We start from the raw sequence: 26,174 nt of genomic DNA, 5'->3' as shown, positions 1-26,174 counted from the left end.
TTATCCCCTCCTTTTCAGGCTCATATAAGCCAGAGATTCGTAACCTTTGGCGGTGGCGCAGATGTCATCAATGATGGTGACTCGTGATTTGTCATACGTTCCGAAGTTACGGATCAGGCATCCACCGCCGCCAACTACATACAGGCGCATCAGGTCAGGATTGTATTCATATTTGCGGAGCGTGGAAAAAAGTTCTGCCACATACTGTCTGGCAATAGAACTGATACAATCCAGATATGGTGCTGAAATGTCAGCTGTTCCAAACCGCAGAATCTGTTCTACTGTGGATTCTTCAATTTTCACTCCGAATTTGTCCAGAACAGCGTTCTTTGCGGCAATCATGCACTGGTTTACACCAAGTTTTTCTGTCCAGCATCGGCTCTCCTGCGCTTTCTTATTGTTGACATACAGAATGTTCATGGTTCCGTTTCCGATATCTGCAAGGAGATTGGTTCCCTTGAAATTTCCTAGTTGGTTTACGATAGCCGGATACCCCTGTGGGTAAAGGCTGCATCCCACAAAGCGGAGATGATACTCTTTGCCGTTAAAAAGGTAATGGACTTCTGGATTCTGGAGCAGATAGGAACGAAAAGCTTCTCTTTGATTTCTGATCCATGTGAGAGGAAGTCCGGCAGCCAGATGAACATCTGCTTCACGGATGGAAAAGACATTCAGTTCCCTTGCAATAGCCATTAGTGTCAGAAGATAATATTCTTCGTCCATAGCTTTATCCGGGATAAATTCTTTGTGTCCTTCGCCGATCCGGTAGTAAATGCCGTTGTATTCCAGAATATTCCCGGTGAAGATCGGTTCAGTTTCATAGGCTTTGATGCCGGTTGGGGTGACGGTGTTTGCTGTTTTCATATTGCCGTAGCCATGATCTACAGCAATGATTTTTGTGTTTCTGAGTTCTCGCATAAAAAATACCTCCGTTTTCGTATTGATTGATTCAGCAGGTCGTACCGGTGTGGTACTGCTCTGCTGTGGGATAAGCATACGAAAATCGGAGGAAAAAGGCATTGAGGGGAAATTGAGCTGGAATTGAGAAAAAATAAACTTTTTATTGATAAATAAGTTTAGATACTAACTCTTTTGTCGTTTTGGTTGTTAATTATATTAAAAGTAGAAATATTTTGATAATGAAAGTGTGGGAGAGAAAATGAACAAAAGAAGATACAGCAATCGTAGAAGAAAGAATATTTTACGAGTATTCATTCTTTTAATGACTATCATAATAACCGTTGTAATGTGGAGAACAATAAAAATCGATGTGCAGGTTGGAGAATTAACATTACCGAAAATTTCGCAGTCAGAAAAGTCCTTTGCAGACACTTCGGGTGAATGGAATCTTATTTTGGTCGATCGAAATCATTATATTCCAAATAATTATCAAGTAGAATTGACAGAATTATCGAATGGTAAAAAAGTAGATTCACGGATTTATCCAGAATTACAACAAATGTTTAATGATGCAAGAGCTGAGGGGCTGGCACTGTTTGTTAGAGAAGGATATCGAACAACAGAAGAACAACAAAAAATTATGGACGAGAAAATCAATGAATATGAAAAACAAGGATATTCTGCGAAAGAAGCAAAAAAAAGAGCCGAGAAATATGTTGCAATTCCCGATACAAGCGAACACCAATTAGGACTGAGTGTTGATATTAATGCGGATACCGACAAATGTTCTTCTGAAAAAGTATATCAATGGTTAGACGAAAATGCATATAAATATGGGTTTGTAAAACGTTACCCGGAAGATAAAACGGATATAACAGGAATTAGTAATGAACCATGGCATTACCGTTATGTTGGAACGACTGTCGCTAAAATAATGAAAGAAGAAAATTTATGTTTGGAAGAATATTTAGAAAAATATAAATAAAAACAAAAGAAAATCCTAACTTTTTTTATAGTAGGATTGTTATATTATTTAGAAAACAGAGGGAGGCAAATTTGCGAATGGAATACAAAACTGATTCTTTGTTAGTACATCTAGCAAGAGCAGGAGATGAAGATGCGTGTGAAAAACTGGTCAAAAAATATTACTCAAGTATATATCAATATTGTTTGCTACATATCAATGATCCCTATGAGGCAGAGGATTTGACACAAGAAGTGTTTACACGTTTCTTTTCCAATTTATATAGATATAAAGAATATGGAAAAGTTAAGAATTATCTTTATACAATTGCCGGAAATACCGTTAAAAATTATTACAAAAAGAAAAAAGATATTCCATCAGAGGAACTGCTAAAATCAGAGGACTGTAGTAAAAATCATGTAGAAGAGCTAGGAGTCCGATTAACTATTGAACAGGCAGTGAGAAAGTTACCGGAAGAAATTAGAGAAACGGCAGTTTTATATTTTTTTCAGGAATTGAAGCAAAGAGAAATTGCAGAATTACTTCATATCAAACTTTCTCTTGTAAAATATCGAATCGGAAGGGCAAAAGAACTTTTAATGAAAGAGTTGGAGGTGAAAAAAGATGAAGAATTATAAGCAACAAATAAAGGAATATAAAGAGGAGATTGAAGAAAAGTATGTAAGGATTGAAGCAGAAAACAGAACAGTAAAAGTATGTCAGAATATTTTGTCAGAGTCAATTTTATCGAAACAATCGCATAGAACATCTTATTTTGAATTTTTGTATGAGCAGACAAAATTCATAAAAAAAAGATGGTGGATTTTACAAGGTTGTGTTCTTATGTGTCTATGGATATGGTTGAGTAATTATACGTCAGACATAAAAGATATGATGAGGATTATGGGAATATCTGCCACCATATTTGTGGTTCTGATTGTCCCGGAAATTTGGAAAAACAGAAGAAATGGTGCGATTGAGATTGAGCAGGCGTCTTATTACACACTGCGTCAGATTTGTACAGCAAGAATGTTAATGTTTGGAGTAGTGGATCTGGTGATCGTTATGGTGTTTTTGGCAATTACATATCAAACAACAATACTCTCGTTAAGTGATTTGGTGGTTAATTTTTTGCTTCCGGTAAATGTTTCATGTTGTATATGTTTTCGTGTATTGTACAGCAGATGGGAAAAATCAGAATATATAGCAGTGCTTTCCTGTCTGGTATGGGTTGGTTTATGGATGATGATTGTTGCAAATGATGTTATTTATCAGAAAATTGTAACTCCGGTATGGGTGGCTATGCTGATATTGACTTTTGTATATTTTATTTTTTGTGTTCAGAAGTCATTGGTATTTGATGAAAAAATTTTGGAGGATTACACGTATGAAATTAGAATTTAAAAATGTAACAAAACAATACGGAGAAGTAAATGCTGTTAATAAAGTGAATTGTGTTATGGAAAAAGGAATTTATGGACTGCTTGGAGTAAATGGAGCAGGAAAGACCACATTAATGCGTATGCTTTGTACGATTGTTCAACCATCAGAAGGACAAATATTATGGAATGGTAAAGATATATGGAAACTAGGAGGTGAATACCGAGAAGTTCTGGGATATTTACCACAGGATTTTGGATATTATCCAGATTTGACCGTATATGATTATATGATGTACATTTCTTCTATAAAAGGGTTAAAAATTGCGTTTGCCAGAAAAAAAGTGAAGCAATTATTAAATCAAGTAGGAATGGAAAAATTCAGTAAAAGAAAAATGAAGAATTTGTCTGGAGGAATGGTTAGACGTGTAGGAATAGCACAGGCGATGTTAAACGATCCGCAAATTCTTGTCCTGGACGAACCTACCGCTGGATTAGACCCGAATGAAAGAATACGTTTTCGTAATTTAATTAGTGAATTGTCGGAAGAGCGTTTGGTGCTTTTGTCTACACATATTGTATCGGATATTGAATACATTGCGAATAATATTATGTTAATGAAAGATGGAGAACTTTTTTATGCAGGTACTGCGGAAGATTTAGTATCTTCTATGAAAGAAAAGGTATGGCAATGTAATGTTTCGAGAAATATGATAGACAAATATATGAATGAATATTTGGTTGGAAATATAAAAACAACAAAAACCGGAGCAGAGCTTAGAATTATTTCAATAGAAAAGCCAACAGAAGATGCTGTGGCTGTAGAAAAAAATCTGGAAGATGCATTTCTATTTTATTTTGGAGAAAAATCGGAGGAAAAACAAGATGCTTAAATTAGAATTAAAACGAATTTTTTCAAAGAAAATTAATGTATTTGCAATCGGATTGGCATTGATACTTGCTGTCATTTTTAGCGGATTTGCAGTTACAAGTAATCGTTATGTGGATGAGAATGGAAATGCTAGTACTGGAATTATGGCAACAAGAAAACTTACAGATAACAGACGAGCATGGAAAGGTACATTGACAGAAGATGAACTTGGAAAAGTTATAGAACAAAATAAAAATGCGATGACACAATCCTCAGAAGAAAATGCGATTTATGGAACGACATTACAACCGATAGATGATATTAGGGGTTTTATAATATCGGTATTAACACCGGATGCAGAATATGATGAAAGTGTTCTAAATCAAATTACAGAAGAAAATATACAAGAGTTCTATGACACTTATCATAAAAATATGGAAAAGATGGCAGAAGAATATGGAAAGACTTCTGTTCAGAAAAAATACTTGGAAAAGAAATATAATGAAATAAAATTACCAGTAGAATACGAATCTTATAGTTCGTGGGATACTATGATTATGTATGTAGAAACGTATTCTATTATTCTGGCAATCATAGTTGGTTTTATTTGTGCTGGAATATTTGCAGATGATTTTCAGACAAAAGCAGATGCAGTATTTTTCTCTACAAAGTATGGACGTACAAAAGCTGTTAAAACAAAAATACTGGCAGGAATAGCTACGACAGTTATGATTTATTGTATGGGAATTATATTACTTAGTGTGATTTGTTTTGGAATTATGGGAACCAGTGGTATGAATACACCTTATCAAATGTATCAGGCATATAGTATTTACATTATGTCATATGGACAATACTATTTGTTGACAGTTGTATGTGGATTTATAGCCAGTATGTTGGCGGCTGTGGTGTCTATGTTAGTAGCGGCTAAAATGCATACAATTAGTGTCGCTGTTTGCATACCGTTCTTTTTATATTGCTTATTGCCATTTATAGGACGGGCATTTTCTGGGTATACAACGCTTTTTAATTTGATACCAACAATTTTGACAAATGTACAGGCAAGTGTAAAAGTCCCACTTATTTATCAGATTGGGAATTGTGTATTTCGACAAATTCCGCTTGTAATGGTAATGTATACAGTGATGGCAATAGCCTTACTGCCTTTTATTTATAAGAGTTTTCGCAGATACGGAAATAAGTAAAAATTGTATTCATACTCATGAAAAACAAAGTAAGTAAAATATTTTCTGGAAAAATCAAAGCATAATTTAAAGATTTACGGCGGGCAAGTTGCCCGCCGTAAATTATGCTTATTTTGTTAAAAGACTGGATAGATTTTTTCCAATGTAAAATCCAATCGGTGGATATAACTCCTGAGATAGACTAAGTAAGGTAGTTAAAGATATTACAGTTGTGAGATAGGAGAATGAAAAAAATGAGCTGTTACGAAAATTTGGTAATGAAAACACAAATGAACTATTCCAGACACTATAGTACCTATGCATCCGGCGGTACTGCTGTAGTGTTGAGCAAACAAAAACCACTTCCTTATGAGGAACAGATTCAGGAATTTGTTCGCAGAGTGCAGGAGGCAGATTGTATCATAGTAGGCGGAGCATCCGGTTTATCAGCAGCTGGAGGTGGTGACTTTTATTATAGTGATACCCCTTCTTTTCGTGAGCATTTTGGAAAATTTGCAGATAAGTATGGATTCAAAGGTGCTTTTAGCGGAATGATGCATCGGTTTTCTACAAGAAATGAACACTGGGGATATGTGGCAACCTTTTTAAATACTACACAAAATGCTCCTATCAGAGAGCCATATCTGGATTTGGATAGAATTTTGCAGGGAAAGGATTTTCATATCTTAACGACTAATCAGGATACACAGTTTGTAAAGATTTATCCGGAAGAAAAGGTCAGTGAGATTCAGGGAGATCATCGTTTCTTCCAGTGTTCCCAGTGTTGTCAGGATGAAACATGGGATGCCGTACAACCTGTGGCAGATATGATTGCGGCTATGGGAGAGGGAACAATGGTGCCGGATGAACTGATTCCTCGCTGCCCTCATTGTGGTGAGGAAATGTTTCCGTGGGTAAGAGGATATGGGAATTTTCTGCAAGGGAAAAAATACGAAGAAGAATATGAGAAAATCTCAAAATACATTCAAAAGAACAAAGATAGAAAAATTCTCTTTATAGAACTTGGAGTAGGGCGCATGACACCGATGTTTATACAGGAACCGTTTTGGGAACTGACAAACAGCTTGAAAGATGCATATTATATCTCCGTAAATTCAGAATATCAGTTTTTGCCGGAATTCATTGAAGATAAGGGGATTGCTATTTTGGGAGATATAGGAACAGTGTTAAAAGATTTGCAGAAAGCAAAAGAGGAAAGTGCATTTGTATAGGATACTTGTTCTTGATATTCCACTTGATGGAGAAACATTAGAATATTGATTGATAAAAAACTGCACTCAGGGATATTGTGGGTGCAGTTTTGCATTTAGGTCTGATTTATCTTCAGATTCAGAATATGTATTTGAACGAAAAATAAAATAGTTATTCAGGTAAAAGATGCTCAGTTTGGCAGTTTTTTATAATAATGAGAATTATTACTATTTTTATTGACAACAGGATGATAGTGGTATATAATCCTTATTAAGAACTAATCCTAATAAGGAGGACTAATGACAAGTAGGAGAAATACTATTCAAAAAGATCTTGTAAGAAATACCGTATACGAAATGAGAAGACACGTTACGGCAAATGAAGTGTATGAATTTATAAAAGAAGCATATCCAAGAATTGGAAAAGGAACTGTATATAGAAATCTTGATATATTGGTAGAGGAAGGTGCATTAAGAAAGGTTGAAGTTCCGGATGGACCGAACCGATTTGATTTTACATTGAAAAATCATTACCATGTAAGATGTATAAAGTGCGGTGAAGTTTTTGATGTGGATATGGATCAAATACCGGATTTGCTGGAAAGAATTCATAACACTCATGGAATTGAATTTGTGGATTATGATATTTCATTTAAAGGCATTTGCCCGAAATGCAGGGAGAAGGTAAAGGAGGAACAGCATGGATAGAAAAGCAATGTATAAGTTGAGTTATGGACTGTTTATATTGACCGCTAAAGAAGCAGAAAAAGATAACGGATGCATCATTAATACAGCCATTCAGGCAGCTTCGGAACCAAACCAGTTAAGTATCTGTGTAAATAAGGCAAATTATACGCATGATATGATTCAAAGAACCGGAAAATTTACTGTATCAGTCTTAAGTCAGAAGGCACAATTTGAATTGGTCAAACATTTTGGCTTCCAATCAGGAAGAGATACCAATAAGTTTGAAGCATTTGAGCAGTGTGCCAGGGGCACAAATGGTATTTATTATATTACAGAAGGTACAAATGCATACATTTCTGTGACAGTTACTAAAACAGAGGACTTGGGTTCACATACGATGTTTATCGGTGAGATAACCGATATGGAAGTTTTAAGCAATGTTCCTTCAGTAACATATGATTATTATCAGAATAATATTAAGCCTAAGCCACAGGAGGTTGGAAAAACAGAGGACAGTCAGACAATATGGCGTTGCAGAATTTGCGGATATGAATATGTAGGCGAGGAATTACCAGATGACTTTATATGTCCTTTGTGCAAGCACCCGGCATCAGATTTTGAAAAAGTAGTAAAGAAAACAGAGGTAAAAGAGATGGTAGCAAACAAATATGCAGGAACACAGACAGAGAAGAATTTACAGGAGGCATTTGCAGGGGAATCACAGGCAAGAAATAAGTATACCTATTTTGCTTCTGTAGCAAAAAAGGAAGGTTACGAGCAGATGTCAGCATTGTTTTTAAAGACTGCAGATAATGAGAAAGAACATGCAAAGATGTGGTTCAAGGAATTAGCAGGAATTGGTGATACAAAGGAAAACCTGGCGGCAGCGGCAGAAGGCGAAAATTATGAGTGGACAGATATGTATGAAGGCTTTGCTAAAACAGCTGAGGAAGAAGGATTCCCTGAGCTTGCAGCAAAATTCAGGGCAGTAGGTGAGATTGAGAAGCACCATGAGGAAAGATATCGAGCACTTCTTAAGAATATTGAAACTGCACAGGTATTTGAAAAGAGCGAAATTAAGGTATGGGAATGCCGTAACTGCGGACATATTGTAGTAGGAACTAAGGCGCCTGAAGTATGTCCGGTATGTAATCATCCACAGAGCTATTTTGAAGTACATGAAGAGAATTATTAAGGAGATGAGATTATTACGAAGAAGAAAGTGATTAATTCAAAAAAAGCAGTAATGATAGGCTGTGGCTTTGTTGGTTCTGCATCGGTATTTGCTCTGATGCAGAGTGGCTTGTTTACAGAGATTGTCCTTATCGATGCAGATAAGAACAAGGCAGAAGGAGAAGCGATGGATATCAGTCATGGTATTCCATTTGCGAGTCCGATGAAAATATATGCCGGAGATTATGATGATGTGGCTGATGCTGCAATTGTTGTCATATCTGCCGGAGCGGGACAGAAACCGGGAGAGACAAGGCTTGATCTCGTAAATAAAAATGTAGCAATATTTAAGTCAATTATTCCTGAAATAGCAAAGAGAAATTTTGCAGGTATCATGCTTGTAGTCGCGAATCCGGTAGATATTCTGACTCAGGTAGCCATAAAGTTATCAGGACTTCCAGAAAACAGGGTTATTGGATCAGGTACTGTGTTAGATAGTGCCAGATTAAGATATAAGCTTGGCGAGCATTTATCTGTGGACAGCAGGAGTGTTCATGCATTTATAGTAGGTGAGCATGGAGACAGCGAAGTTGTAGCATGGTCATCAGCCAATGTATCTGGTGTTCCATTAAGTGAAATGTGTGAAATGCGTGGACATTACAAGCACAAGGAAAACACGGCAGAAATAGCTACAGCAGTCAAGAACAGTGCTTATGAGATTATAAATAAAAAGCATGCTACATATTATGGAATTGCAATGTCTGTAAAAAGAATCTGCGAAGTGATTATGAGAGATGAAAAATCAATACTTCCTGTATCACACATGATTCATGGAGTATATGATATTGACGGAGTATCGTTAAGTATGCCAGCTATTGTAGGTGCAGATGGTATTGAGTCTGATATACCTATTAATTTAAGCGGCGAGGAAGCGTTAAAGCTTAAGGAATCTGCAGATTCATTGAAAAAGATTATGGAGATAATTGAATTATAAATTTTACACATGGAAGGAGAAAAAGGCATGGAAGTAAGGTATTATATTTGTAAGCATTGTGGAAACATTGTTGAAAAGGTAAAGGATAAGGGTGTACCTGTAATTTGTTGCGGAGAACCTATGCAGGAATTAAAAGCCGGAGTGACAGATGCTGCTGTCGAGAAGCATGTACCTGTATATACGATAGAAGGCAGTCATGTTCATGTTGTGGTCGGAGAGACAAAACATCCAATGCTTGAAGAACATTTCATTGAGTGGATTACATTAAATACAAACCAGGGAATATACAGAAAACAGTTAAATCCAGGGCAGGAGCCGGTAGCAGATTTTTGTCTTTGCGATGGTGAACAGGTAGAAGAAGTATATGCATATTGTAACCTGCATGGATTATGGAAATGCTAAAAGCATTTATACATATTAAGGTTACAGAACAACACAAATATAACAGTAATATAGGCTGTGTATTAATATATTTACAAGGAGGAATAACGAATGAAATACGTATGTGATGCTTGCGGATGGGAATACGATGAGGAGAAGGGCTATCCAGAAGGTGGTATTGCACCTGGTACAAAGTGGGAGGATATTCCAGAAGATTTTGAATGTCCGTTATGCTTTGTAGGAAAAGACCAGTTCTCAGAAGCATAAATGTATTATGATACAGCTGCTGATGAAGAAGCTGCCAGAAAACAGTTAAAGACTGCTACCGAAAAATGGTCAGGACAATATCCGAGCGCCATGAACCGCTGGCATGATAACTGGGATGCAATAGAAATAAAAAACATTATTGCTAACGTGTATATAAGAACAAAGGAGTGAATTACATGATGTATAATCCACAACTTGATACATTTATCTGTGTTGTAGAAGCTGGAAGTTTTAGTAAAGCGGCAGAAGAATTATATATAAGTGCACCTGCGGTTATTAAACAGATAAATTCTTTGGAAAACAGCTTAAATTTGCAATTATTTGAAAGAACACACAGAGGTCTTATTATTACGGAAGCTGGTAAATCGCTTTATCAGGATGCAAAATATCTGATTCAATATTCAAAAGAATCGTTGATACGGGCGCAGGAAGCAATGAATCATAATGAAGAAATCATTCGTGTTGGAATATCTCCGATGACGCCACCGGAAGTTTTTGTGGAACTTTGGCCTAAGATACAGAAAATATATCCGGAGATGAAGTTTAGATTGATTACATTTGAAAATACACCAGAGAATGCAAGAGAGATACTGGCTAATATGGGAAAGAATATTGATGTGATAGCTGGAATCTTTGATGAAACAATGCTTGAACTCAGATGCTGTGATGGCACTGAGATTTCAAGAGAACCATTTTGTGTGGCGGTATCAATTCATTACAGGCTGGCAAAAAAAGAAAAAATTACACTTGATGATCTGGCTGGAGAAAATCTTATGCTCATGCAAAGAGGATGGAGTTATTATGGCGATATACTAAGGGATGATATGATGAAAAATCATCCTGAAATCAATATTGTAGACTTTAATCTGTACAATGTAGAAGCATTTAACCGATGCGAAAACAATAATGAGGTATTACTGGCATTCAAGAGCTGGGAAAGTGTTCATCCACTGATCAGAATCATTCCAGTAGAGTGGGATTATACTATGCCGTTTGGAATTCTTCATTCGAAAAAACCGTCCATTAAGGTTAAGCGGCTGATAAATGCTATTAACAAGGTAAAATAAAAATTGAATACATGCGAGTAGAAACCTAAAGGTTAATACTGAATAACAAAACGAGACTTCTAATGGAGTCTCGTTTTGTTATACTTTAGCTGAAGTGAAAATGGAGGATACTATATGCAGATAAAGAGGATAGCTCTTGGAGGAATCATCATGACTGTTATCATGTTCACGCCAACCTATGCCTGTGTCGGAACAAGTGACGGAATTGCATCATACAGAAGTATGGAAAAATATATTTCCCAGGAGACAGATAGGAGATTATCTGATTATGAGGATGCATTTTGTATTTTATGATTATGAAAAGGGGATCTTTCCTTTTCTGCTGGATTATCTGTCAGTAATGATATTGATAGCATTTATTGGATATTATAGTGGAGTGTTTCTAAAGAAAACAGGTAAGAGAAAACGAAAAGGTTCATACTGAAAGAAGGTGGTGTATTTATGGAAAAGCGGAAATTAGTACTTACAATTATTGGAGTTGTTATTTTAGCAATGGTAATCATGGTATATATCTACTTTTCAAAACCTGGCAGGGATGAAAAGAAGAATCAACAAACTATAAACCAGGTACAGACCGTACAGCAGAAGACAGATGAGAAAAAAGAAAATACAGAAAAAAATACATCCGGAGATGAATTGGAAAATGTTACGCTGGGAAGCGAAGAATACTATGGATCAGAACCTTTTAAAGAGGCATACCAGCAGATACATGAGCTTTACAAAGAACAGGGATTATCGGAATCAGAGATTGATAAACTGGTGGTACTGGATGTAAAAGATAAAGATTACATGGAAATATTCAGGTAGAAGATCATCGGATAAAACTTCCGAAGCTGAAGTGGATCCGTATGAAAAAGCATCGGGATATTCCGGCAGAATATTGCCTGAAATCCGTAACAATAAGTATGGAACCATCCGGAAAGTATTATGCAAGTCTATTATATGAAAAATCTGACTGTGAAAACCAAGCAGAAGAATTTGATTATGAAGACGCAAAGATACTTGGAATTGATTATGCAATGCATGGAATGGCTGTGTTTTCTGAAGATATACAGAAGGAAAATGAAGGATATTTCAGAAAAAGTGAGGAGCGGCTGACAAGAGAACAGAGAAAGTTATCCCATTGCGTGAAAGGAAGTAATAATTATTACCGACAGAAAAAACGTGTTGCATTATGTCATGAAAAAATCCGAAACCAGAGGAAAGATTTTCAGCATAAACTGAGTCATGAAATAGCAGAGGCATATGATGTTGTTGCAGTAGAAGATATTGACATGAAAGCAATGAGCCAGTGTATGCATTTTGGAAAAAGTGTCATGGATAACGGTTACGGAAAGTTTCGGGAATTGCTGGAATATAAACTGACATGGAGAGGAAAGAAATTGGTACGTGTAGACCGTTTTTTTCCTTCCAGTAAAAAATGCTGTAAATGTGGCAATATAAAGAAAGAACTGAAACTTTCGGACAGAGTATATCTTTGCACATGTGGAAATCGGATAGACCGGGATCTGAATGCGGCAATCAATATACGTGAAGAAGCACGTCGTATGTTGTTAGCAGGATAGATGGGAAGTGTCTGTATCCAGACAATGAAAATATCCCATAACTGGGTAAAATGAATCGCGGGGCACGCGAGGATAGCTTGTAGATACTTGGCTCAGTAGAGCCATTGAGCAAGAAGCCCCCACTTCAAAATCTGTGATTTAAGTGGTGGGAGCATGTCACTTGTAAAATTTATGGGGAACTAACATCAGCTTATTGACATAAATTTAAAAATAAGTATAATAATAGTTGAGTAATTGTTCAACTATTATTATTTGGAGGTGGATATATGTCAAAAACGTCTTATATTTGTAATTGCGATGTAATTCATGAGGATATTGTGAATGATGTGAAATCCAAGATGCAGCCAAAAGATGATTATATCCAGTTGGCTTCTTTGTTTAAGCTATTTGGAGATGGAACTAGAGTACAAATCTTACACGCTCTAGAACAGAGTGAGATGTGTGTATGTGATCTTGCAGTGCTACTGGGGGTAACAAAATCTGCAATTTCGCATCAGTTAAAGGCATTACGCCTAGCGAATCTGGTAAAATTCCGTAAAGAAGCACAGATAGTTTACTACTCGCTGGCAGATGATCATGTGAAAGAGATTATTGACAAGGGATTTGAGCATCTTTGGCAGAAATAATATTTTTTAATATTATAGTTGAGTAATTGAACAATTAAACAAATCATAAGGAGATTATCATGAAACGCATATTTCTATTAAAAGGGTTGGACTGTCCAAATTGTTCCGCAAAAATTGAAAAAGAAGTCGGAGAGTTGGATGGAGTGCAATCCTCAGTGGTAAATCTGATGAAGCAGACGCTTACAATCAATGTTACTCAGACAGCCGCAGATACGATAGCCAGTCAGATTGAAACGATTGTTCATAGTCATGAGCCAGATGTGGAAGTTCAGGAAGAAACCGTTATGAATGTTACAAAGAGTTATTCGTTAAAAGGATTGGATTGTCCGAATTGTTCTGCAAAAATTGAAAAAGAAGTCGGAGAATTGGATGGAGTACAATCCTCAGTTGTAAATTTGATGAAGCAGACGCTGACAATCAATGTTGCTCCAGTTGCCGCAAATACAATAGCCAGTCAGATTGAAACGATTGTCCACAGCCATGAGCCAGATGTAGAAGTTTCCGAAATTGCACAGGAATACTATATACCTGCAAAAAAACAGGATACCAATACATCCTATAACAATGAGGACAAGAAGTTGACAGTTCGTTTAGCGATTGGTGCAGCAATCTATGCTATTGGTATGGCATTGACTGTTTTTGCGAAAGTGCCACTGCCTATCGAGTTAGCTTTTCTCATTGTTTCTTATGTTATTCTTGGTGGAGATGTTGTATGGCAGGCTGTGAGGAACATTTCAAAGGGGCGTGTATTTGATGAACATTTTTTGATGAGTGTTTCTACGATTGGGGCTTTTGTCATTGGTGAATATCCAGAAGCAGTTGCTGTTATGCTATTCTATCAGGTAGGTGAATTTTTTCAGTCATTGGCTGTTAAGCGTTCCAGAAAATCTATATCAGACTTAATGGATATACGTCCAGATTCTGCTACAGTAAGAAGAAATGGGGAATTGATTACCATATCTCCAGAAAATATCTCCATTGGTGAGATTATTATTGTAAAGCCTGGTGAAAAAATTCCATTAGACGGTGTGGTATTGGATGGAGATTCTATGCTGGATACAAGGGCCTTAACAGGAGAATCAGTTCCGAGAAGTGTTCATAAAGGAGACGAAGCACTTTCCGGTTGTATGAACCAGACGGGTGTCTTAATGATTAAGACAACGAAAGCATTTGGTGAATCTACCGCTTCAAAGATTATTGATCTTGTGGAGAATGCGTCCAGTAGAAAAGCACCAACAGAAAATTTCATTACTACATTTGCACGTTATTACACTCCTGTTGTTGTAATCTTAGCAGCTATTCTGGCAATTCTGCCACCGATCCTTCTTGGTGGAGGTTGGACAGAGTGGATTCGCAGAGGATTTGTTTTCCTTGTGGTATCTTGCCCATGTGCATTGGTCATTTCAATCCCGCTGACTTTCTTCGGAGGGATTGGTGCGGCATCTAAACGAGGTGTTCTTGTAAAAGGAAGTAATTATTTAGAGGCGCTTAATAATGTCAGCATTATTGTGTTCGATAAAACCGGAACACTTACAAAAGGTGTTTTCAATGTGACGGATATTCTGCCGGCAAATGGATTTTCAAAAGAACAGGTTCTGGAGTATGCGGCCCAGGCAGAGAGCTTTTCTAACCATCCTATTGCAAAATCCATTCTCTCTGCTTATGGAAAAGAAATTGACCAATCAGTTATCTCTGATTACAAGGAAATTTCCGGATATGGAATCAGTGCCATGGCAGGAAAGAAGAAAGTTTATGCTGGCAATACGAAACTTATGGATTCAGAGCATGTGGAGTACACAGCCTGTGAAAAAGTTGGTACAAAGGTTTATGTAGCAGTAGATGGTCAATATGCCGGATGCATTTTGATAACAGATGAAGTGAAGCCGGACAGTAAAAAAGCAATTTCTGACCTGAAACATATCGGCGTGGAAAAAACAGTCATGCTTACCGGTGATGATGAAAAAATTGGGAAGTCCGTTGCAGAAGAATTGCAGTTGGATGAATATTATGCACAGCTGCTTCCTGACCAAAAAGTGGAAAAGGTTGAGCTTTTAGACAGTAAAAAGAGACCGGGAAGCAAATTGGCTTTTGTTGGTGATGGTATCAATGACGCTCCTGTCCTTGCCCGTGCAGATGTTGGTATTGCAATGGGTGGGCTTGGTTCGGATGCGGCCATTGAAGCAGCAGATGTAGTTCTGATGACAGATGAACCGTCTAAGCTGGTGGACGCGATTGAAGTAGCAAAAGCGACAAAACAGATTGTCATGCAGAATATAGTGATTGCTCTTGGGATTAAGAGTGTGTTCCTGATTCTTGGCGCTCTTGGTATTGCGGGAATGTGGGAAGCTGTATTTGGTGATGTAGGCGTTACCATAATTGCTGTTTTGAACGCAATGAGAATTTTGAAAAAATAGGAAATGAGGTGGGAATGTGAAACGAAAACTGATTCTGTTAGTTGTTACGATTGCTTTTCTTGTAGGTTTTGGTGTCATTTTACATTCACCGCCTTCTATGATTGATGCAGTCACAGGAGCAACACCGAAGTCAAAAAATGCGGCTCAAGCCTCCGCACAGTTGGAAGGCTCTTATGTTCTCGGTATTAATATGATGTCAGATGGTCTCGACAACGAGAACACCCGGAATAAATTAAAAGAATTGGCACTGGACGATTCGGAAACAAATGAAACAGATCTCATGAAAACGGACATTAGTTTTCGGTTATATGTATCTGAGACGGATTATCCGCTTGTCAGTTATGCTAAGAAACTCTGTGACAGGTTGAAACAGGCCGGTTTTTCCGTAGATCTGAAAGAGTACAGTAACACAATGATGCTATCAAGAGTGGTAAGTGGAAAGTATGATGTATTCCTGGCATCGGATGATTTTATTGACGTTACAACGCTAACACAGATGGACTATATGATCATGGACAGCGAAGAAATGAGGTGAGCGGGAATTTATGAGAAAATGGAATACGATTTTGTCTGTTTTAATGCTTCTCATTTTTATGATTCATGGAATCATGGGCAGCTTTATGCTGAACGGAGTTGGAAGTAGCGCAGGGAAACTTCTTGCATGGATTGGTGTTGGTTTTCTTGTTGTGCATACGGTGATTGGTGTCATCCTGACAGTTCAGAGTTTACAGACAGCGAAGCAATCCGGAAAAATGTATCTGAAACAGAACGCCATATTCTGGGCGAGACGAGCCAGTGGGCTGGCAATACTGATCCTGCTGTTCTTCCATATTGGCTTGTTTGGAAAGGTGCAGAATGGGACATATATTTTGTTCCCTTTTACAACGGTAAAGATGGTAACTCAGCTTTTGTTCGTGGCGGCAATCTTTGTTCATATTTTTATCAATATCCGCCCATTGCTCGTATCGCTGGGAATCATCAGTTATAAAGAACGAAGGGGTGATATTTATTTGATTCTTTCGGTGCTCCTTCTGTTTATAGCGGGCGCAGTTATTTTCTATTATATTGGGTGGCAATATCTATGAGTAAGACAATTATTATTATAGGCGCTGGACTGGCAGGACTTTCAGCGGCTTTGCAGGCAGCGGAAAATGGATGCAATGTAAAACTGGTTTCCTCCTTTCCATCAGAGCGGGCGCAGTCTGTTATGGCGGAGGGCGGTATCAACGCAGCTTTGAATACAAAAGATGAAAACGACAGTCCCGAAGAACATTTCACAGATACAATAAAGGCGGCTTGCGGTCTGGCAGACCCAAATGCAGTTTGGGGAATGACACAGGCAGCACCGGAGCTGGTGCACTGGCTGTTAAAACTTGGAGTTCAATTTAACATGAGCGGCTATGATGATGTGGATCTGCGGAATTTTGGCGGGCAGAAAAAGAAAAGGACTGCTTTTGCGCAGAGCGATACCGGGAAGCAGATCATGACAGCTATGATAGACGCTGTTCGCAGGAAAGAAGCATCTGGTATGGTAGAACGGTTCAGCCATCATTCTTTCCTAACACTTCGTCTGTGTGACAATATTTGTTGTGGCTGCGTAATCAGGGATGAATACAGTCAGGAGACTGTGGAATTACCGGGGGATGCGGTTATTGTTGCCACCGGTGGTATGCACGGATTGTTTGGAAATACAACGGGTTCGCTGAGCAATACAGGAGAAGTCACTGCAGAATTGTTCCGGCTTGGTGTTCCTCTGGCAAATGGCGAGATGATCCAGTATCATCCGACAACTGTGAAATGTGGTGGAAAACGCATGCTCATCAGCGAGGCGGCCAGAGGGGAAGGTGGCAGGTTGTTTGCCATGAAAGATGGAAAACAATGGTATTTCATGGAGGAAAAATACCCGGAGCTTGGAAATCTGATGCCACGAGATATTACCGCCAGAGAGATATGGAAGGTCAGCCATGAATCAGAGGTATTTCTTAACATGACGGAAATATCGGAGGAGATTATTTCAAATAAGCTATCTGGTCTGGCAGACGATTGTATGACCTATCTGCATAAAGATATACGAAAGGAACCGGTGTCTGTTTTACCGGGAATTCACTATTTTATGGGAGGCATTCTGGTGGATGAGCAGCACAGAACGTCGATTCAGAATCTTTACGCTGCCGGAGAATGCTGTGCCCAATATCATGGTGCCAACCGTCTTGGTGGAAATTCTCTGTTAGGAGCGTTATACGGAGGACGTGTTGCGGCAAAATCAGCATGCGAACAGGCAGATGTAGTAGATCTATCTTGTGCGACACAGATAGATTTTCCACCAGCGTCTCAAATTTCAGAAATAAAGCAATTAAACAAAGTGATGCAGGAGACTATGGGCGTTGTCAGAAATGAGAATACGTTGTTAAATGGGATTCAAACGGTACAAGCGCTGACAGGAAATCTTCCATTGCTTGGCATGGCAGTTCTAAAGAGTGCTCTTGCAAGAAAAGAAAGCCGTGGTGCACACTGGCGGGAGGATTATCCGAAGAGCAATGACGATGATTACCTTAAAACAACGGTAGCCAGATTTGATGGAAAGCAGATACAGATTTCCTTTGTACCTGTTCCAGAAAGGCGGTGATTCACTTGGTATATAAAATAAGAATCAGGCGGCAGGAGAGTCAGAAATCAGACAGTTATTGGCAGGAATTTGAGTATGACGGAAGCAAAAACAGCTCTGTTGCCACTGTTCTAAAGGAATTGAACAGTAGAACCCCTTTGAAAGATAACTCAGGAAATATAGTTACTCCCATTAGCTGGGAATGTAGCTGTATGGTGCGAAAATGTGGGGCTTGCGCCATGCTGATTAACGAACGTCCGAGGTTGGCATGCTCTACATTTCTACATACGTTAAAAGGTTCTACAATCATCTTGGAACCTTTAAGCAAATTTCCGCTTGTAAGAGATTTGACCGTTGACCGGTCAAATCTGTTTGAAAATTTGAAAAAACTGAACCTTTGGCTTGAAAGTGAAGCTTATATGAGTTCGTGGACACATGAACCGAGATACCAGTCGGCACGCTGTCTGATGTGTGGCTGTTGCCTTGAAGTGTGTCCTAACTTCTCTGCAAATGGGACTTTCGCAGGCACTGTTGCTGCAGTCAACGCATTTCGGATTCTGAATGAAGAACAGGAAAGCACTCATTTGAATGAGATTTCTGCTGAATATAAGAAGAGATTTTTTGAAGGATGCGGGAAGTCGTTATCTTGTCATGATATTTGTCCGATTGGTCTGCCTGTGGAAGAACTGCTTGTAAGGTCGAATGCAGCGGCTGTTTGGGGCAAATAAAATGGATGATAAAAGCTATAATGAATGTATGAAGAGAATCAAAAACTTGAGGAATTTGTAAGAATGAAAAGGATGAAGAAATGACGGTTCAACAATTAAAATATATTTTGAAGGTAGCAGAAGTTGGCTCTATTACCGAAGCGGCAAAACTGCTTTTTATATCACAGCCAAGTCTGTCCAATTCCATCAAAGAAACGGAAAAAGAGGCTGGTATCACTATTTTTCTCCGCAGTAGAATCGGAATTACTCTGACAAATGATGGTGCTGAATTTCTCGGTTATGCTCGTCAGGTGATACAGCAGATGGAACTGCTGGAGGATCGATATGTTACAAATCTTCCGGGGAAAGTGACATTTGGGGTATCTTCTCAGCACTATACTTTTACGGAAAACGCTTTTGTGGAGTTAGTTAAGCGTTTTGGACAAGAACGATACGCTTTTTATTATAATGAAACCGGAACACATCAGATATTGGATGATGTGAAAAATCGTGTCTGTGATTTAGGCATCCTTTATTTATCGCATGAAAACGAAGTCGTCATGCGGAAAGTGATAGAGGAAAACCATCTGGTGTTTACCGAGCTGTTTTCAGCAAAGCCTCATGTTTTTTTGCAAAAAGATCACCCATTGGTATCGAAAAAAGTAGTTTCCGTCCATGACCTTGCACCTTATCCACGGCTAAACTTTGTACAGGGAGAATATGAATCTGTCTATTTCTCAGAGGAATTATTCAGCTCTATCCCGGTGGATAAGGAAATTCGGGTCAATGATAGAGGGGCTATTGTCAACTTCATACTCGGACTGAATGCCTATACTATTTCAAGTGGCATTTTCCCGAAATATTTGAACGGAGAAAATATCATCTCCGTTCCGCTTGCAGAAAATGAAACAATGCATATTGGATATGTGCTGAATGAAAATCAGAAATTAAGTGAGCTTGGAAAAAGCTATCTGGAAGAATTACGGAAATATGCTCCAGCCAATCCATAGTCATAGGCTATGGATAATCATATAAAATAGGTGTTATGTATGTACCACTGTTTGCTGATATAATAATAGCAGAAAGGTGGTTGATGATTATGCCTATGGCGGTACTGAGCAATTTTCTGATTTATTGCGTTATAAATGCCTTTACTCCGGGGCCGGGAAATATTCTGGCATTAAATACCGTAACAAATTATGGATATAAAAAAGGAAAGCCGCTGTTCTTTGGAATTTTTGCAGGCTACTATGTAGTACAAATCTTATGCGCAATTTTCGTATATGGGGTTAATTCTTTGCTTCCAAATGTAATGGAAGTGATGAAGTACATCGGAGCAGCCTATATCCTGTGGCTTGCGATTCATATTGTTTTCAGTAAGCCGTCAACAGAAAACGCAGAGCAATCGGCATCGTTTCTGAAAGGCTTCATGCTGCAATTTGTCAATGTGAAGATCTATATGTTCGGAGTTACCGCACTAACGGGTTATGTTGTAGGATATATGTCCTCTTTTCCGGCTTTGCTGTTTTTGGAGCTGGTTATTGCAACAATCGGAACGATCGCAACCTGTACTTGGATTGGCTTGGGCGTACTGATTCAGAAGTTTTATCTGCGGCATTTCCGTGTTATTAACATTATCCTTGCACTAACATTACTGGAGTGTATTTGGGGAATGTTAAGATAATTGTTGCTTTGAGAGCAATTCTAATTAACAAATCAAATGAATGCTAGGTGGTCGGACAATCCCATAGTGCTGTAGAAACCACTGCATAAATTCTTTGTGTCCTTCGCCGATCCGGTAGTAAATGCCGTTGTATTCCAGAATATTCCCGGTGAAGATTGGTTCAGTTTCATAGGCTTTGATGCCGGTTGGGGTGACGGTGTTTGCTGTTTTCATATTGCCATAGCCATGATCTACAGCAATGATTTTGGTGTTTCTGAGTTCTCGCATAAAAAATGCCTCCGTTTTCGTATTGATTGATTCAGCAGGTCGTACCGGTGTGGTACTGCTTTGCTGTGGGATAAGCATACGAAAATCGGAGGATAAAGGCATTGAGGGGAAATTGAGTTGGAATTGAGTGAATGTTTGGAAAGTTGTAAAATTGAATTTCCATTTTGGCAAAGAATTACCACAGTAATTATGATGAGATAACGTGAATGAAAAATATAGTGAGTGGGTATTCGGTAAATTTGATTCTTAAAAGTAGTATTTCTGAATGCAGCAAATTTTTATTATAGAACATTACTTTACAAGAAGAATAAAAAAGCATATAATTCTTTTGTAAACTATTTAATAAAAGAGGGTGAGGAAACGGAAAATAAAGATAAAAAAAATATAACAAGAAAAAAAATAATTAATTATGTTCTAAACAATCATGTTACATCCAAGGCGGGAATCGCAAAAGAGTTAAACTTGAGTATGCCGACTGTGTTAGCAAATGTGAATGACTTGTTAGAAAAAAGGGTGTTGGAAGAAACTGGGGAATATGCTTCGACCGGTGGACGGAAGGCAAAAAGTATAGGGATTAATAAGTCATACTGTCATGCAATGGGAATTTTGATTACAGCGAATCATATAGAAATGGTATTAGTAAATCTTGGAGATGAGATTATAAAAAAAGATCGCATCCGTTTAAAATTTACAGTAGAATTATCCTATTGTACAGAGGTGGCACAAAAGGTCAAAACTTTTCTTGAAGGCGAATTAGCGAAGGATACGCTACTTGGGATTGGAGTGGCGATTCCGGGAATTATTGATCAGAAAGAACGGATCGTTTTAAAATCCCATGCTTTAGGTATAGAGAATTATAGTCTGCGTTTTTTAGAGCAGGCTCTGGAAATTCCAGTATATTTTGAAAATGATGCTAATGCTGCAATGCTTGCAGAAAAAAAGCAAAAGTATCCAAATGCGATATATCTGTCTTTGAACCATACCTTAGGAGGCGCATTCTGCATAGATGGAAAGCTGTTTCGAGGGCAGAACCAGAAAGCAGGGGAGTTTGGTCACATGATACTCGTTCCCGGTGGAAGAAAGTGTTATTGTGGTAAATCAGGATGTGCGGATGCATATTGTGCTGCAAGTGTACTGACAAAAGATAACAGGCAGTCACTGGATGCATTTATGAAAAAAATTGAAAGTGGTGATGAAAAAAATTTGCAGACATGGAATGAGTATCTGGATCATCTTGCTGTTTTGATATCAAATCTGCGGATGGCATATGATATGGATATCATACTAGGAGGTGATGTGGGAGGGGTATTGTCAGATTATATGATACCACTGGGAGAAAAAGTGATGGCATATAATGGCTTTGAACATGATGTTTCATACTTGAAAAATTGTACGTATAAGAAAGAATCGTCGGCTGTTGGAGCCGCGAAATACTTTTTTACAAAATATATGGTAGAATTGTAAATTTTTTGAACGCAGATAAGCAGTCCACCGCATCTGGTGCGTAGGGCATTAGGCGTTGGGTAAAGGGATGTTTAGTCTGTTAGAGTTAAAAGCTCCCACTGACAGGTTGCAAAGCGAATGCAGATGTCCGCTTTATATGTGTGAAAAACGAGAAGTTGTGTAAAATTAGAAAAAGATATTATAGTAAAAAACGGAAAGAAAACAGTAACTACGGTTTCCTTTCCGTTTTTGCGTGTTGATTGTGAAAAATACACAAAAAATGTATTTTGAAATTATGAAATATATAAAATTATGAAAAAATATATTGACAAATCGTGTTTACAGGACAATAATGTAATTACTTTAATAAAACATTTTATAAAACATGAAATAAAACAATATAAAAAAGGAGGAAACAATTATGTTACAGCAGGTAATGACAAATCCAGGAGAAATTATTTTCAGAGAGGTTCCGGTTCCGGAGGTGAAGGAAAACCAGGTGTTGGTAAAGATTATGAATATTGGTGTCTGTGGATCAGATATTCATGTTTATCATGGAAAACATCCGTTTACAAAATATCCGGTAACACAGGGACATGAGGTTTCAGGTGAGATCACAGAACTTGGAAAAAATGTCACAGAGTTTCATGTTGGACAGAAGGTGACGATAGAGCCGCAGGTATATTGTGGACACTGCTATCCATGCCGTCATGGAAAGTATAATCTTTGTGAGGAATTAAAAGTAATGGGATTTCAGACGACAGGAACAGCATCTGAGTTTTTTGCAGTGGATGCATCGAAAGTAACACCGATTCCAGAAGATATGTCCTATGAAGAAGGAGCTATGATCGAACCTCTTGCGGTGGCAGTTCATGGTGCAAAACAGATGGGCGATGTGGCTGGCATGAATATTGCAGTCCTTGGCGCAGGACCGATCGGAAATCTCGTGGCACAGGCAGCAAAAGGAATGGGGGCAGCGAAAGTGATGATCACAGATATCAGTGATCTTAGACTGGAAAAGGCAAAAGAATGTGGAATTGATGTGTGTGTGAATACCAAAAATAAAGACTTCGGTGAGGCAATGATCGAAGCATTTGGAGCGGATAAGGCGGATGTAATCTACGACTGTGCCGGAAACAATATCACAATGGGACAGGCAATTAAATATGCAAGAAAAGGAAGCACGATCGTACTGGTGGCTGTTTTTGCAGGAATGGCAGAAGTAGATCTTGCAGTGGCAAATGACCACGAACTTGACATTAAGAGCACGATGATGTACCGCCATGATGATTATATAGATGGAATCAGACTGGTAAATGAGGGCAAAGTGCATTTGAAACCGCTTATCTCAAAGACATTTGCTTTTAAAGATTATCTGAAGGCATACCAGTATATTGATGATAACCGTGAGACAACGATGAAAGTAATTATCAACGTCAGTGAAAAGTAAGGAGTTCATATGGGAAGCGAAAACAAAAATGGGAAAGTACCGTTGATCAGTAAGATTGCATATGGGTTTGGTGATGTTGGATGTAATTTCAGCTGGATGTTCGTCAGTAATTTTCTGATGATATTCTATACAGACGTGTTTGGAATCAGTATGGCGGCTGTGTCAGCACTTATGCTTTTTTCAAGATTCTGGGATGCAATCAATGACCCAATCGTCGGGGGACTTACGGATAAAACAAAATCGAGATGGGGACGGTACCGTCCATGGTTGTTAGTAGCGGCACCAATTACAGCGATTCTTCTTGTCATGACATTCTGGGCAAGACCTGACTGGCCGCAGAATGGAAAAATCATTTATATGGTAATTACATATTGTCTGCTGGTTTTGGGGTATACCTGTGTGAATATTCCATATGGAACCTTGTGTGGTGCTATGACCCAGAATATTGATGAACGTGCAAAAATAAATACATCCCGTTCGGTTGCGGCGATGATTGCAATTGGTGTGTTAAATATTATCACAGTTCCACTGCTCAGCAAATTCGGCAGTCACAGTGCAAAGACAGGATATCTGACGGTTGCGGTCATATATGGATGTATTTTTACAGCCTGTCATTTCTTCTGCTTTGCGAAGACGAAAGAGGCAGTGATTACTCCGGAAAAACAAAAAATTTCTGTAAAGGTACAGTTGAAAGCAGTCATGCAGAACAGACCATATCTTCTTGCATTGGCAGGACAGATATTATTTGGATTAACATTATATGGCAGAAACGCAGATATTCTGTATTATTTTACATATGTGGAAGGGAACGCCTCCTACTACACAACTTATTCGATGTGCATCATTATTCCTTCTATCATCGGGGCAGCCTGTTTTCAACCATTATTCCGCAAGTTGAATAACAAAGGAAGAGTAGCATCTCTCTTTGCTTTATTTACAGGAATTTCTATGTTGTCTATGTTTTTTTTCAATGCCAAAGAATCACCAGCTATTTTTTATGCATTATCTGGGCTGACACAGTTCTTTTTCTCTGGATTTAATACCGCAATCTATGCAATTATTCCGGACTGTGTGGAATATGGGGAGTGGAAAACAGGACTTAGAAATGACGGGTTTCAGTATGCGTTTATTTCACTTGGAAATAAAATCGGAATGGCAGTTGGAACAGCACTTTTAGCAGGATTACTTGGAAAATATGGTTATATTGCAAATCAGACACAAAATGTAATTGTACTTTCAATTATGAAACATGGATTTACGACGATTCCAGGTGTATTTTGGATTGTGACTGCGGTTGTATTATTTTTCTACCGGTTAAATAAAAAACGTTATAACGAGATTGTGGAGGAACTGAAAAATGGAAGAAAAAGTTGATATCGTGGCATTGGGAGAATTGTTGATTGATTTTACGGAAGCAGGACACAGTCAGGATGGAAGAAAATTGTTCGAACAGAATCCCGGCGGTGCTCCGGCAAATCTTCTAACTGTTGCAAGCCACTTTGGGTATCATACATCTTTTATTGGAAAAGTTGGAAACGATATGCATGGTAAATTTTTAAAGAAGACATTGCAAAAGGAAGGAATTAATACGGATGCTATTGTTGAAGACCCGGGTTATTTTACAACGTTGGCATTTGTGGAAATCGGTGAAAATGGAGAAAGAAATTTTTCTTTTGCAAGAAAACCGGGTGCAGATACACAGTTAAAAAAAGAAGAACTGGATCAGACGTTAATTTCCGGATGCAGAATTTTTCATTTTGGATCATTATCGCTGACAGACGAACCGGCAGAAAGCGCAACGATCGAAGCAGTAAAAATGGCAAAAGAAGCGGGTGTACTTATTTCCTACGACCCGAATTACCGTCCATCCCTGTGGAAAAGTAAAGAGTGTGCAGTGAAAAAAATGAAATCTGTTGTAGAACTGGTAGATGTCATGAAGGTATCGGATGAAGAGAGTATTCTCCTGACAGGGGCAAAAAGTTATGAGCAGGCTGCAGAAGAAATTCTTGCTATGGGACCGAAGTTGGTTGCCGTTACATTGGGAGAACGGGGCGTTCTTATGGCAACAAAAAGCAGAAAAGAAATCATCAAAGCATTTCAGGTACATGCAGTCGATACGACTGGTGCAGGTGATTCATTCTGGGGAGGTGTATTATGCAGTATCCTTTCTATGAATAAGAATGTTGAAAAAATGGAATGGGAAGAAATCAAAAAGTGTGCTGTTTTGGGAAATGCAGTTGCAGGATTGTGTGTGCAAAAGAGAGGTGGAATCCCTGCAATTCCGACGAAAGAAGCAGTGCTTGAATTTATGCAGAAATAATGAACGTATATGAAC

At 38.3% G+C, this 26,174-nt stretch carries 29 protein-coding genes and 2 pseudogenes; 29 read left to right on the top strand and 2 right to left on the bottom strand.

Features of this window, described 5'->3' with window-relative positions; all coding sequences use genetic code 11:
* A complete protein-coding gene (locus tag ACIRUQ_RS10075) occupies positions 1-918 on the bottom strand; it encodes a ParM/StbA family protein (RefSeq protein WP_024853918.1) in 918 nt (305 codons plus the stop codon).
* 241 nt (positions 919-1,159) lie between these two features.
* Here ACIRUQ_RS10075 and ACIRUQ_RS10070 point away from each other — a divergent pair, with 241 nt between their 5' ends.
* The 25 genes and pseudogenes from ACIRUQ_RS10070 to ACIRUQ_RS09950 all read left to right on the top strand — a co-directional run bounded on the left by ACIRUQ_RS10070 (position 1,160) and on the right by ACIRUQ_RS09950 (position 20,679).
* Entirely contained in the window at positions 1,160-1,885 is a 726-nt protein-coding gene (locus ACIRUQ_RS10070) for a D-alanyl-D-alanine carboxypeptidase family protein (protein WP_055290464.1), read from the top strand.
* 77 nt (positions 1,886-1,962) lie between these two features.
* Positions 1,963-2,502 (top strand): RNA polymerase sigma factor, encoded by a 540-nt coding sequence (locus ACIRUQ_RS10065; RefSeq protein ID WP_005348545.1) that lies wholly within the window; start codon positions 1,963-1,965, stop codon positions 2,500-2,502.
* Positions 2,489-3,268 carry a hypothetical protein gene (locus tag ACIRUQ_RS10060; RefSeq protein WP_404856484.1) on the top strand — a complete coding sequence of 260 codons (780 nt, stop codon included), beginning with the start codon at positions 2,489-2,491 and terminating at the stop codon, positions 3,266-3,268. Before ACIRUQ_RS10065 ends, ACIRUQ_RS10060 begins: the two co-directional genes overlap by 14 nt.
* Entirely contained in the window at positions 3,252-4,136 is an 885-nt protein-coding gene (locus ACIRUQ_RS10055) for an ABC transporter ATP-binding protein (protein WP_021739591.1), read from the top strand. The genes ACIRUQ_RS10060 and ACIRUQ_RS10055 overlap by 17 nt, the downstream gene beginning before the upstream one ends.
* Positions 4,129-5,319, top strand: a complete 1,191-nt coding sequence (locus ACIRUQ_RS10050; RefSeq protein WP_021739592.1) for an ABC transporter permease — start codon at positions 4,129-4,131, stop codon at positions 5,317-5,319. Before ACIRUQ_RS10055 ends, ACIRUQ_RS10050 begins: the two co-directional genes overlap by 8 nt.
* A 233-nt stretch (positions 5,320-5,552) precedes the next feature.
* The gene (locus ACIRUQ_RS10045; RefSeq protein WP_242831203.1) at positions 5,553-6,530 is read left to right on the top strand and encodes an NAD-dependent protein deacetylase; all 978 of its coding nucleotides are present in this window, start codon (positions 5,553-5,555) and stop codon (positions 6,528-6,530) included.
* A gap of 279 nt (positions 6,531-6,809) precedes the next feature.
* Positions 6,810-7,217: a Fur family transcriptional regulator gene (locus ACIRUQ_RS10040; protein ID WP_021739597.1), complete on the top strand. Its 408-nt coding sequence runs from the start codon at positions 6,810-6,812 to the stop codon at positions 7,215-7,217.
* A pseudogene (locus tag ACIRUQ_RS10035) lies at positions 7,210-7,614 on the top strand (flavin reductase family protein); the annotation flags it as partial. The gene ACIRUQ_RS10040 and the pseudogene ACIRUQ_RS10035, both read left to right, overlap by 8 nt.
* Positions 7,615-7,719: 105 nt before the next feature.
* Positions 7,720-8,391, top strand: coding sequence for a rubrerythrin (gene rbr / locus ACIRUQ_RS10030; RefSeq protein ID WP_341437035.1), 672 nt, complete (start codon positions 7,720-7,722; stop codon positions 8,389-8,391).
* A 27-nt stretch (positions 8,392-8,418) separates the two neighbouring features.
* The gene (locus ACIRUQ_RS10025) at positions 8,419-9,363 is read left to right on the top strand and encodes an L-lactate dehydrogenase (RefSeq protein ID WP_082432641.1); all 945 of its coding nucleotides are present in this window, start codon (positions 8,419-8,421) and stop codon (positions 9,361-9,363) included.
* 27 nt (positions 9,364-9,390) lie between these two features.
* Positions 9,391-9,765, top strand: a complete 375-nt coding sequence (locus tag ACIRUQ_RS10020) for a desulfoferrodoxin family protein (protein ID WP_023920586.1) — start codon at positions 9,391-9,393, stop codon at positions 9,763-9,765.
* Positions 9,766-9,855: 90 nt separating this feature from the next.
* On the top strand, positions 9,856-10,011 hold the full coding sequence (locus tag ACIRUQ_RS10015; protein WP_055288771.1) for a rubredoxin: 156 nt from the start codon (positions 9,856-9,858) through the stop codon (positions 10,009-10,011).
* Positions 10,012-10,182 (top strand): hypothetical protein, encoded by a 171-nt coding sequence (locus tag ACIRUQ_RS10010; RefSeq protein ID WP_156330931.1) that lies wholly within the window; start codon positions 10,012-10,014, stop codon positions 10,180-10,182. It begins immediately after the preceding gene.
* 5 nt (positions 10,183-10,187) lie between these two features.
* Positions 10,188-11,078, top strand: coding sequence for a LysR family transcriptional regulator (locus ACIRUQ_RS10005; protein ID WP_055288769.1), 891 nt, complete (start codon positions 10,188-10,190; stop codon positions 11,076-11,078).
* 114 nt (positions 11,079-11,192) lie between these two features.
* Positions 11,193-11,372, top strand: a complete 180-nt coding sequence (locus ACIRUQ_RS10000; RefSeq protein WP_055288767.1) for a hypothetical protein — start codon at positions 11,193-11,195, stop codon at positions 11,370-11,372.
* A 147-nt stretch (positions 11,373-11,519) separates the two neighbouring features.
* A complete protein-coding gene (locus ACIRUQ_RS09995) occupies positions 11,520-11,885 on the top strand; it encodes a hypothetical protein (RefSeq protein ID WP_055288765.1) in 366 nt (121 codons plus the stop codon).
* Positions 11,886-11,926: 41 nt separating this feature from the next.
* On the top strand, positions 11,927-12,643 hold the full coding sequence (locus tag ACIRUQ_RS09990; protein WP_404856483.1) for an RNA-guided endonuclease InsQ/TnpB family protein: 717 nt from the start codon (positions 11,927-11,929) through the stop codon (positions 12,641-12,643).
* A 266-nt stretch (positions 12,644-12,909) separates the two neighbouring features.
* Complete coding sequence (locus ACIRUQ_RS09985) at positions 12,910-13,269, top strand: helix-turn-helix transcriptional regulator (RefSeq protein ID WP_015512809.1); 360 nt, start codon at positions 12,910-12,912, stop codon at positions 13,267-13,269.
* Positions 13,270-13,328: 59 nt separating this feature from the next.
* Positions 13,329-15,683, top strand: a complete 2,355-nt coding sequence (locus ACIRUQ_RS09980) for a heavy metal translocating P-type ATPase (protein ID WP_055291294.1) — start codon at positions 13,329-13,331, stop codon at positions 15,681-15,683.
* Positions 15,684-15,699: 16 nt separating this feature from the next.
* Positions 15,700-16,218: a DUF6921 family protein gene (locus tag ACIRUQ_RS09975; protein WP_055291296.1), complete on the top strand. Its 519-nt coding sequence runs from the start codon at positions 15,700-15,702 to the stop codon at positions 16,216-16,218.
* Positions 16,219-16,228: 10 nt separating this feature from the next.
* Positions 16,229-16,768 carry a hypothetical protein gene (locus tag ACIRUQ_RS09970; RefSeq protein ID WP_055291298.1) on the top strand — a complete coding sequence of 180 codons (540 nt, stop codon included), beginning with the start codon at positions 16,229-16,231 and terminating at the stop codon, positions 16,766-16,768.
* Complete coding sequence (locus ACIRUQ_RS09965) at positions 16,765-18,309, top strand: FAD-dependent oxidoreductase (protein ID WP_055291300.1); 1,545 nt, start codon at positions 16,765-16,767, stop codon at positions 18,307-18,309. Before ACIRUQ_RS09970 ends, ACIRUQ_RS09965 begins: the two co-directional genes overlap by 4 nt.
* 5 nt (positions 18,310-18,314) lie before the next feature.
* Positions 18,315-19,016, top strand: coding sequence for a succinate dehydrogenase/fumarate reductase iron-sulfur subunit (locus ACIRUQ_RS09960; RefSeq protein WP_055291302.1), 702 nt, complete (start codon positions 18,315-18,317; stop codon positions 19,014-19,016).
* A gap of 80 nt (positions 19,017-19,096) precedes the next feature.
* On the top strand, positions 19,097-20,005 hold the full coding sequence (locus ACIRUQ_RS09955) for a LysR family transcriptional regulator (RefSeq protein WP_055291304.1): 909 nt from the start codon (positions 19,097-19,099) through the stop codon (positions 20,003-20,005).
* Positions 20,006-20,094: 89 nt separating this feature from the next.
* Positions 20,095-20,679: a LysE family transporter gene (locus ACIRUQ_RS09950; protein WP_055291316.1), complete on the top strand. Its 585-nt coding sequence runs from the start codon at positions 20,095-20,097 to the stop codon at positions 20,677-20,679.
* 84 nt (positions 20,680-20,763) lie between these two features.
* On the opposite strand, the pseudogene ACIRUQ_RS09945 reads toward ACIRUQ_RS09950, so the two are convergent.
* A pseudogene (locus ACIRUQ_RS09945) lies at positions 20,764-21,048 on the bottom strand (plasmid segregation actin-type ATPase ParM); the annotation flags it as partial.
* 366 nt (positions 21,049-21,414) lie between these two features.
* On the opposite strand from ACIRUQ_RS09945, the gene ACIRUQ_RS09940 reads away from it, so the two are divergent.
* The 4 genes from ACIRUQ_RS09940 (at position 21,415) to ACIRUQ_RS09925 (ending at position 26,159) form a co-directional block, all read left to right on the top strand.
* Positions 21,415-22,410, top strand: a complete 996-nt coding sequence (locus tag ACIRUQ_RS09940) for an ROK family protein (protein ID WP_082432933.1) — start codon at positions 21,415-21,417, stop codon at positions 22,408-22,410.
* 400 nt (positions 22,411-22,810) lie between these two features.
* Positions 22,811-23,839, top strand: a complete 1,029-nt coding sequence (locus ACIRUQ_RS09935; protein WP_055291310.1) for a zinc-binding dehydrogenase — start codon at positions 22,811-22,813, stop codon at positions 23,837-23,839.
* A gap of 9 nt (positions 23,840-23,848) precedes the next feature.
* Complete coding sequence (locus ACIRUQ_RS09930; protein WP_055291312.1) at positions 23,849-25,213, top strand: MFS transporter; 1,365 nt, start codon at positions 23,849-23,851, stop codon at positions 25,211-25,213.
* Positions 25,197-26,159 carry a carbohydrate kinase family protein gene (locus ACIRUQ_RS09925; RefSeq protein WP_055291314.1) on the top strand — a complete coding sequence of 321 codons (963 nt, stop codon included), beginning with the start codon at positions 25,197-25,199 and terminating at the stop codon, positions 26,157-26,159. Before ACIRUQ_RS09930 ends, ACIRUQ_RS09925 begins: the two co-directional genes overlap by 17 nt.
* Positions 26,160-26,174 lie beyond the last annotated feature (15 nt).

This window comes from Eubacterium ramulus (assembly GCF_045002895.1).
GTDB classification, from domain to species: domain Bacteria; phylum Bacillota; class Clostridia; order Lachnospirales; family Lachnospiraceae; genus Eubacterium_I; species Eubacterium_I ramulus.
Note: the sequence above shows the minus strand (reverse complement) of the source record. Positions and strands in the feature narration are given on the sequence as shown.